Origin of the sequence: Pseudomonas sp. Sample_24 (assembly GCF_004307605.1) — a bacterium.
GTDB lineage: Bacteria > Pseudomonadota > Gammaproteobacteria > Pseudomonadales > Pseudomonadaceae > Aquipseudomonas.
On record NZ_RCNW01000390.1, the window covers coordinates 16124 to 24790 of the forward strand.

6 protein-coding genes are annotated in these 8667 nt (G+C 60.1%); 4 read left to right on the forward strand and 2 right to left on the reverse strand.

Annotated elements, in window-relative coordinates; translation table 11 throughout:
* Window positions 1–161: 161 nt before the first annotated feature.
* Together D8V06_RS22650 and D8V06_RS22655 are read right to left on the reverse strand one after the other, a co-directional pair.
* Window positions 162–806, reverse strand: a complete 645-nt coding sequence (locus D8V06_RS22650) for a Pr6Pr family membrane protein (RefSeq protein WP_056855217.1) — start codon at window positions 804–806, stop codon at window positions 162–164.
* Between the two features lie 2 nt (window positions 807–808).
* A complete protein-coding gene (locus D8V06_RS22655) occupies window positions 809–1039 on the reverse strand; it encodes a VF530 family protein (protein ID WP_056855216.1) in 231 nt (76 codons plus the stop codon).
* 377 nt (window positions 1040–1416) lie between these two features.
* Between D8V06_RS22655 and D8V06_RS22665 the strand changes: the two genes are divergently transcribed.
* The 4 genes from D8V06_RS22665 to D8V06_RS22680 all read left to right on the forward strand — a co-directional run.
* Entirely contained in the window at window positions 1417–2799 is a 1383-nt protein-coding gene (locus D8V06_RS22665; RefSeq protein ID WP_130931851.1) for a carbohydrate porin, read from the forward strand.
* A 215-nt stretch (window positions 2800–3014) separates the two neighbouring features.
* Complete coding sequence (locus D8V06_RS22670; RefSeq protein ID WP_130931852.1) at window positions 3015–5423, forward strand: glucose/quinate/shikimate family membrane-bound PQQ-dependent dehydrogenase; 2409 nt, start codon at window positions 3015–3017, stop codon at window positions 5421–5423.
* A 294-nt stretch (window positions 5424–5717) separates the two neighbouring features.
* On the forward strand, window positions 5718–6800 hold the full coding sequence (locus D8V06_RS22675; protein ID WP_130907909.1) for a hypothetical protein: 1083 nt from the start codon (window positions 5718–5720) through the stop codon (window positions 6798–6800).
* Between the two features lie 244 nt (window positions 6801–7044).
* Window positions 7045–8667 (forward strand): AAA family ATPase (locus D8V06_RS22680; protein WP_130931853.1); only part of this gene is annotated, 1623 nt, incomplete at its 3' end.

An 8667-nucleotide genomic window follows, 5' to 3' on the forward strand; every position in this document is an offset into this window, starting at 1 on the left:
CGATCCAGCCCAATCAGCAAAACTGGAATCACCACCCGTTGGTTACTGGAAGCTGAATGCTGGCGATGATGAGTGATTCAACCTGACATGACTCCTGTGGCGAGGGAGCTTGCTCCCGCTCGGCTGCGCAGCGGGAGCAAGCTCCCTCGCCACAAAAGCATTCAGCATCTCGCCGCTCGCCACCGATCCAGCCCAATCAGCAAAACTGAAATCAGCACGAACCCTAGCAACAAGCCTCCGGCATTGACGAACACCTGTGGATAACCCAGCTTCTCGACATCGATGAACGGATAGGGATAAACCGCCAGCAGATGCCCGCGCAACAGCGCATAGCCGAAGTACACCAGCGGATAAATCATCCACAGGGCGATATGGCGCAAGCGCAAAAAACCCTTGGGTACGCAACACAACCAGTAAACCAGGAACAACCCTGGCATCACATCATGCATCAGCTCATCGGCCAGCCATTGCCAACCTTCGGGATGCCATAGATGGCGCAATAAAAGGCTGTACACCAGCCCGACCACGACGATGCTCACGGCGATGCCGCTGCTGACCCACGGCTGTAAAAACCAGCGACGCACAGCAGACTCGCGCGAGGTCAGTTCACAGGTCAGGACTGTGGCCACCAGCGTATTGCTCAGCACCGTGAAATAGCTGAAGAAGCTCACCAGCCCACCCAGCAGACTGGCACCCAGCGTCCAGCGTGAATGGAAGATCAGGTACATCTGGATGCTCAAACCGGCCCAACCGAGGATGGCAGCCACGGCCACGAAACGACGTCGCACGGCAGGCGCCTTGAACATGTTCAGAGCGGTCGCTTGGTACGCATCAGTTTCACGTACAAGCGCTCGACCTTCTCCCGTGCCCACGGGGTTTTGCGCAGGAACGTCAGGCTCGACTTGATGCTCGGGTCACTCTTGAAGCAGCGGATATCGATGCGTTCGGCCAGCCCCGACCATTCGTAGTGCTCGACCAGGGCATTGAGGATCTGCTCCAGGGTGACGCCATGCAGCGGGTCGTTGTTCTGTTCGGTCATGCCGGGCCTTCAGCGATGTTGGAATGGGGAAGCCGCGCACCTTAGCCGAGCGGCTGTTGCGGTGGAAGCGCTGCATGCGCTATTCGCTAAATGTAGGTGAATTGCGGCCCCTTGCAGGAGCGAGCCTGTCAGCGTTGGTCGTCAACGATAACGCTGGATTGCAGACGCCTCGCGGCGCTCTTGAATTCATCGCGAGCAGGCTCGCTCCTACAGTAATAGGTCGTGACTGTTACCAATTCAGAAAGGATGCATGTCAGGAAAAGCGCTTTCTCTATTTGTAACAGAACATTATGCTTGCGCCCCGCTATCGCTGAAACGCTTCATCCATCTTGCTACGCGTCGTTCATTCCTTAGAAAAAGATTAAGAATTTCCTTCTATGCCTGATTTCCCTTCCCCCAAAGACAGCGCTGTCTCAATGCCGGTCGCCTGTCGAAAAGTCCTGAAAATGCTCGGTGGCTGCACCGCGCTTGGCCTTGCGACTTGTACCCAGGCTGCCCCGGCCTTCGATAGCGATTCACCGTGGATGCTCGGCGACTGGAACGGCACGCGTACAGAACTGGCGGAAAAGGGCTACGACTTCAAAATCGATTACACCGGTGAAATGGGCAGCAATCTGCACGGTGGTTACGATCACGACCGTACGGCGCGTTACAGCGACCAGTTTGGTCTGGGTACGCACCTGGACCTGCAAAAGATACTCGGTTGGGACGACGCCGAATTTCAGCTGACCATCACCGAACGCAGCGGCAACAACATCAGCAACGACCGCATCAACGATCCGCGTGTCGGCGGCTTCACATCGGCCCAGGAAGTCTGGGGCCGCGGCCAGACCTGGCGCCTGACACAGATGTGGTATCAGCAGAAATTCTTCGATCAGCAACTCGACATCAAGGTCGGCCGCTTCGGTGAAGGCGAAGACTTCAACAGTTTCCCGTGCGATTTCCAGAACCTGGCATTTTGCGGCTCGCAGGTCGGCAACTGGGCGGGGGACATCTGGTACAACTGGCCGGTCAGCCAGTGGGCGATGCGGGTCAAGTATCACCTGACGCCCGAACTGTACGCACAGGTCGGCGTGTACGAGCAAAACCCGTCGAACCTTGATCGCGACAACGGCTTCAAGCTCAGTGGCAGCGGCACCCAAGGCGCGATTCTCCCGCTGGAATTGGTGTGGACGCCCAGGCTCAATGGCCTGCCGGGTGAGTACCGCGCCGGTTATTACTACAGCAACGCCAACGCCACCGGCGTCTACAAAGACAGCAATGGCCAGCCCGCCGCCCTGAGTGGCGAAGCCTACCGCAGTGCATCGAGCAAGCATGGTGTGTGGCTCGGCATCCAGCAGCAGATCACCAGCATCGCCAGCGACCACTCCCGCGGCCTGAGCGTGTTCGCCAACGGCACGATGCACGACAAGAAAACCAACGCCATCGACAACTACGTCCAGGCCGGCGTCGTCTACAAAGGCCTGTTCGACGCTCGCGCCAGGGACGATATCGGTTTCGCCATGGCGCGCGTGCACGTCAACCCGGCGTATCGCAAGAACGCCGAGGCAACCAACCAGGCCCACGCGGTTTTCGACTACGACGATCCAGCCTACTTGCCGCCGCAAGACACCGAATACAGCGCCGAACTCTATTACGGCGTGCATTTGAACAACTGGCTGACCGTGCGCCCGAACCTGCAATACATCCGCCACCCGGGTGGCGTGAACGACGTCGATGACGCGCTGATCGGCGGGATCAAGATCCAGTCGTCGTTCTAAAAAACAAGCAAAGCCCTTGTAGGAGCGAGGCTTGCCCGCGATGGCGGTGGGTCAGGCAGCCTCAATGCCAAATGACACACCGTCTTCGCGGGCAAGCCTCGCTCCTACAGGAATGGCATCAACCAACCGGTTTTTATCTGAACCCTGCCCGCACAGGATCGTCATCTACAGTGAACTTGCGCGGGACTACTTGAAACGTCACGGAGAATCACACTATGAGCACTGATGGTGCCTTGGGTCGAAGCCGTCTATGGCCAAGCCTGCTTGGCATACTGCTTCTGCTAATGGGCCTGGCCATGCTGGCCGGGGGGATCAAGCTGAGCATGCTCGGCGGCTCGCTGTACTACCTGTTGGCCGGTATCGGCCTGGCGTTGACCGGCATCCTGTTGTTGCTGGCCCGCCGTGCCGCACTGGGCCTGTACGCATTGGTGCTGTTCGCCAGCACCGTATGGGCATTGTGGGAAGTCGGCCTCGATTGGTGGCAACTGGTGCCGCGCCTGGCGATGCTGTTTGCGCTGGGCCTGGTGATGTTGCTGCCGTGGTTCCGTGGTCCGTTGCTGCGTGACGGTGCCGCACCGATGGGCACCGGCGCGCTGGGTGTGGCCGTGGTGCTCGCTGGCGTTACCGCGTTGGCCAGCCAGTTCACCAACCCCGGTGAAATCAAGGGTCAACTGGACCGCGACAGCGTCGATGGCATGACCAACACCGCCCCGGCCATGCCGGAGGGTGACTGGAACTCCTACGGCCGCAGCGCCCACGGTGACCGTTACTCGCCACTGGCGCAGATCACCCCGCAGAACGTGCACAAACTGGTGCAAGCCTGGTCTTATCGCACCGGCGACCTGCCAGGGCCGAACGACCCGGGCGAAACCACCGCCGAAAACACCCCGCTGAAAGTCAACGGCATGCTGTACGTGTGCACGCCGCACAGCCAGGTGATTGCGCTGGACCCGGACACCGGCAAGGAAATCTGGCGTTTCGATCCGAAGCTCTCCACGCAGAACGCGGCGAACTTCAAGGGTTGGGCGCACATGACCTGCCGTGGCGTGACCTATCACGATGACGCGGTGTACGCCTCCGAGCAGAGCCCGACCGGCAGCGCCAGCGCACCGGTGGCCAGTGTCTGCCCGCGCCGGATCTTCCTGCCAACCGCCGATACCCGCCTGATCGCCCTCAACGCCGACACCGGCAAAATGTGCGAAGACTTCGGCGACAAAGGCCAGGTCGACCTGCGCGCCAACATCGGCGGCTTCTCGGCCGGTGGTTACTACTCCACTTCGCCGCCCGCGGTCACCAAGGACCTGGTGGTGATTGGCGGTCACGTCACCGACAACGTCTCCACCGACGAGCCAAGCGGCGTGATCCGTGCGTTCGACGTGCACACCGGCAAACTGGTGTGGAACTGGGACAGCGGCAACCCGGACGACACCACGCCGATCGCCGAAGGCAAGGTCTACACCCGTAACTCGCCGAACATGTGGTCGATGTTCGCGGTCGATGAAAAACTCGGCATGCTCTACCTGCCGATGGGTAACCAGACCCCGGACCAGTTCGGTGGCGCGCGTACCCCTGAATCGGAACTGCACGCCGCGGGCCTGACCGCTCTGGACATCGCCACCGGCAAGGTGCGCTGGCACTTCCAGTTCACCCACCATGACCTGTGGGACATGGACGTCGGTGGTCAGCCGACCCTGATGGACCTGAAAACCGCCGATGGCGTGAAGCAGGCCGTCCTGGCGTCAACCAAGCAAGGCAGCATCTACGTGCTCGATCGCAGCACCGGCCAGGCCATCGTGCCGATCAACGAAGTGCCGGTGCCGCAAGGCGCGGTGGAAGGCGATCATACCTCGCCGACCCAACCGAAATCCGACCTCAACCTGATGCCGCCACCGCTGCAAGAACGCGATATGTGGGGCGTGACGCCATTCGACCAACTGATCTGCCGGATCGACTTCAAATCCATGCGCTACGACGGTCCGTTCACGCCCCCATCGCTGCAGGGTTCGATTGTTTATCCAGGCAACTTCGGGGTGTTCGACTGGGGCGGTATCTCGGTTGACCCGGTGCGTCAGATCGCTTTCGTCAACCCGAGCTACATGGCCTTCAAATCGAAAATGATCCCGGCCGCTGAAATCGCCGCCCAAGGCCCGCGCAAAAGCGAAACCGAAGGCGTGCAGCCGAACAAGGGCGCGCCCTACGGCGTAGTCCTCGAAGCGCTGCTGTCGCCGATGGGCTTGCCTTGCCAGGCGCCGGCATGGGGTTATGTCGCCGCCATCGACCTGACGACCCAGCAGAAAATCTGGATGCACAAGAACGGCACCGTGCGCGACAGCTCTCCGGTGCCGATCCCTCTGAGCATGGGCGTGCCAAGCCTGGGCGGCACCTTCACCACCGCCAGTGGCGTCGGTTTTCTCAGCGGCACCCTCGACCAGTACCTGCGCGCCTACGACGTGAAAAACGGCAAGCAACTGTGGGAAGGCCGCCTGCCGGCCGGCGCACAAACCACGCCAATGACCTACACCGGCAAGGACGGCAAGCAATACGTGCTCGTCGTCGCCGGCGGTCATGGTTCACTGGGCACCAAACAGGGTGACTATGTGATTGCTTACAAACTGTCGGAATAAGTTTTAACGGCGGTTAACCGGAAAAGGCGACTCCTGAGAGGGAGTCGCCTTTTTTGTCTGTGTGTCCGGGCCTGGTCTGCTACTTGATGAGGCGTACCGATCAATCGCCAATCGTTCTAAAAAACTGTCAACTTTCACAGTATCTTTCCGCATCTCCGCTGCGCATCATCAACCGTGAACACGTACTCATGGATGACCCGCGGAGCCTTCATGCCTCACACCCAATCAGGCCTTGCAAGGCCGCTACGCGCCCGACATGCAAACGGCAACATGCGAAAGCCGGGAAGCTGAACCATGACAGCCACCACCATACAAGCCCGCGCACCCGGCAAAATCATCCTGATGGGCGAGCACGCCCTCCTTCACGGTTGTCCGGCAATCGCCACATCACTGGGCCTGTATTGCGACGTGCAAGTGCGCCCCCGTAACGACCAATACATAGAGTTGCAGTTGCCCGGTCTTGACCATCATCGCTGTTACACACTGGCAACATTGCTCGACTACCCGAGTCGCGAGGCCCAATTGCGTATCCCGGGTTTTACCCTCACTGGAAAAATCGACGCCGATTACCTGATCAAATGTGCCATTGGCGTAGTGCTGCGCAAGCTGACACCGAATCAATGGCGGGGATTTTCCGTGCGGGTGGAGTCGACCATTCCCATCCATTGCGGATTTGGCAGCTCAGGCGCCTTGGCTGTCAGTCTGGCCGCGGCGCTGTTGCGATTCTTCGATTTGCAACCGCGACAACACCCGCTGGAATCGGTAGCGATGAGCATCGAACGTTACCAGCACGGCCAACCGTCAGGGATCGATCACAACACCAGCCTGCTGGGTTCGACGGTCGAGCGGCGCCCCATGGCCGATGGCAATTTCAAACTGATCGCCTGGCCTAAAAGCACGGCGTGGTTGCAGTTGCGTGACGTACAACTCTACGACACCGGCGCCGCCCGTGAGACCACCGGACAAGTCATCGCCGCCACCCGCCAACGGCTCGAAGGCCCCGACAATGCACTTTTAAAACGCATGCGTCACACCGCTGAACGCTTCCGGGGGCTGTTGCAGCGGCCGGTCCTGATGCCCGCGACACTCAAGCACCTGCTCAAAGAATACGAAGCCGCGCTGGAAAGCCTCGGCGTGGTGCCGAGGAATATCGCCAAACTCATTCGCGTCATCGAAAAGGCCGGTGGCGCGGCGAAAATATGCGGCGCCGGCGCGCTCTCGGGGGACCAGGCCGGCGCACTTCTGGTGATCGGCGCACCCGCGCTACCGGAGTTGTCGCGATACCGCAGAATCGAAGCGCCACTGGCCGTCGATGGCTTGCAGATTCGCGAAGACTGCACACGATCAGCGCCTCGTCACCGAGAAACTTTGCGCTGATCCGGGGCAACTGACGAACCACTGATTTGAACTGGTAGAACAGTCAGGTGCGTCCTTGGCGCAACAGGTCTGTGCACTGTGGACAGGTTTTTCTATCCCCTGAATCAATGCGCCGCGCCACAGTCCAGCTAACCTGAATCCCTGCTGAACACACCTTCGAATGATTCATTAACGCCAAGGCATGCATTGAAACCACCGCCAACCTGCCCCATCTAAGACCCATACCCATTGCGCAGGTGCCCCCATGAGCGACCAGCAAGAATTCCCTGAAGACCCGAGCGAATACGCAGACCCGGAAAACGCCACCCACCACACTCCCGGCAAAGGCCTTGCCCTGCCCGGCCAGAACCTGCCGGACAAGGTCTACATCATCCCGATCCACAACCGACCGTTCTTCCCGGCCCAGGTGCTGCCGGTCATCGTCAATGAAGAGCCGTGGGCCGAGACCCTCGATCTGGTCGCCAAGTCCGATCACCATTCCCTGGCCCTGTTCTACATGGACACGCCCCAGGAAGACCCGCGCCATTTCGACACCTCGGCCTTGCCGCTGTACGGCACGCTGGTCAAGGTGCATCACGCCAGTCGCGAGAACGGCAAGCTGCAATTCGTCGCCCAGGGCCTGACCCGGGTTCGCCTGAAAACCTGGCTCAAGCACCATCGCCCGCCGTATCTGGTGGAAGTCGAGTACCCGCACCAGCCCACCGAGCCGACCGACGAGGTCAAGGCCTACGGCATGGCGCTGATCAATGCGATCAAGGAACTGCTGCCGCTCAATCCGCTGTACAGCGAAGAGCTGAAGAACTATCTCAACCGTTTCAGCCCCAACGACCCGTCACCGCTGACCGACTTCGCCGCTGCGCTCACCTCGGCCACCGGCAGCGAGCTGCAGGAAGTGCTCGACTGCGTGCCCATGCTCAAGCGCATGGAAAAAGTCCTGCCGATGTTGCGCAAGGAAGTCGAAGTCGCGCGTTTGCAAAAAGAAATCTCCGCTGAAGTAAACCGCAAGATCGGCGAGCACCAGCGCGAGTTTTTCCTCAAGGAACAACTGAAGGTCATCCAGCAGGAGCTGGGTCTTACCAAGGACGACCGCAGCGCCGACCTCGAGCAGTTCGAACAGCGGTTGGTCGGCAAAGTGCTGCCAGCGCAGGTGCAGAAACGCCTTGAAGAGGAAATGAACAAACTGTCGATCCTCGAGACCGGTTCGCCGGAGTACGCAGTAACGCGCAACTACATCGACTGGGCGACGTCGGTGCCATGGGGCGTGTACGGCGAGGACAAACTCGACCTCAAGCATGCGCGCAAGGTGCTGGACAACCATCATGCCGGTCTCGACGACATCAAGGACCGCATCCTCGAGTTCCTCGCAGTCGGCGCTTATAAAGGCGAGATCAGCGGCTCCATCGTGTTGCTGGTGGGGCCACCGGGCGTGGGTAAAACCAGTGTCGGCAGATCCATCGCCGAATCCCTCGGGCGCCCGTTCTACCGCTTCAGCCTCGGCGGCATGCGTGACGAGGCCGAGATCAAGGGCCACCGCCGCACCTACATCGGCGCACAGCCGGGCAAACTGGTGCAGGCGCTCAAAGACGTCGAAGTGATGAACCCGGTGATCATGCTCGACGAGATCGACAAGATGGGCCAAAGCTACCAGGGCGACCCGGCCTCGGCGTTGCTGGAAACCCTCGACCCTGAGCAGAACGTCGAATTCCTCGATCACTACCTCGATCTGCGCATGGACCTGTCGAAAGTGCTGTTCATCTGCACTGCCAACACCCTGGATTCGATCCCCGGCCCGTTGCTCGACCGGATGGAAGTGATTCGCCTGTCGGGCTACATCACCGAAGAAAAAGTCGCCATCGCCAAGCGTCAC

Excerpts from the sequence above, each read along its gene's own strand:
- D8V06_RS22650 (WP_056855217.1), bottom strand. The coding sequence starts at position 806 with ATGTTCAAGGCGCCTGCCGTGCGACGTCGTTTCGTGGCCGTGGCTGCC.
- D8V06_RS22655 (WP_056855216.1), bottom strand. The coding sequence starts at position 1,039 with ATGACCGAACAGAACAACGACCCGCTGCATGGCGTCACCCTGGAGCAG.
- D8V06_RS22665 (WP_130931851.1), top strand. The coding sequence starts at position 1,417 with ATGCCTGATTTCCCTTCCCCCAAAGACAGCGCTGTCTCAATGCCGGTC.
- D8V06_RS22670 (WP_130931852.1), top strand. The coding sequence starts at position 3,015 with ATGAGCACTGATGGTGCCTTGGGTCGAAGCCGTCTATGGCCAAGCCTG.
- D8V06_RS22675 (WP_130907909.1), top strand. The coding sequence starts at position 5,718 with ATGACAGCCACCACCATACAAGCCCGCGCACCCGGCAAAATCATCCTG.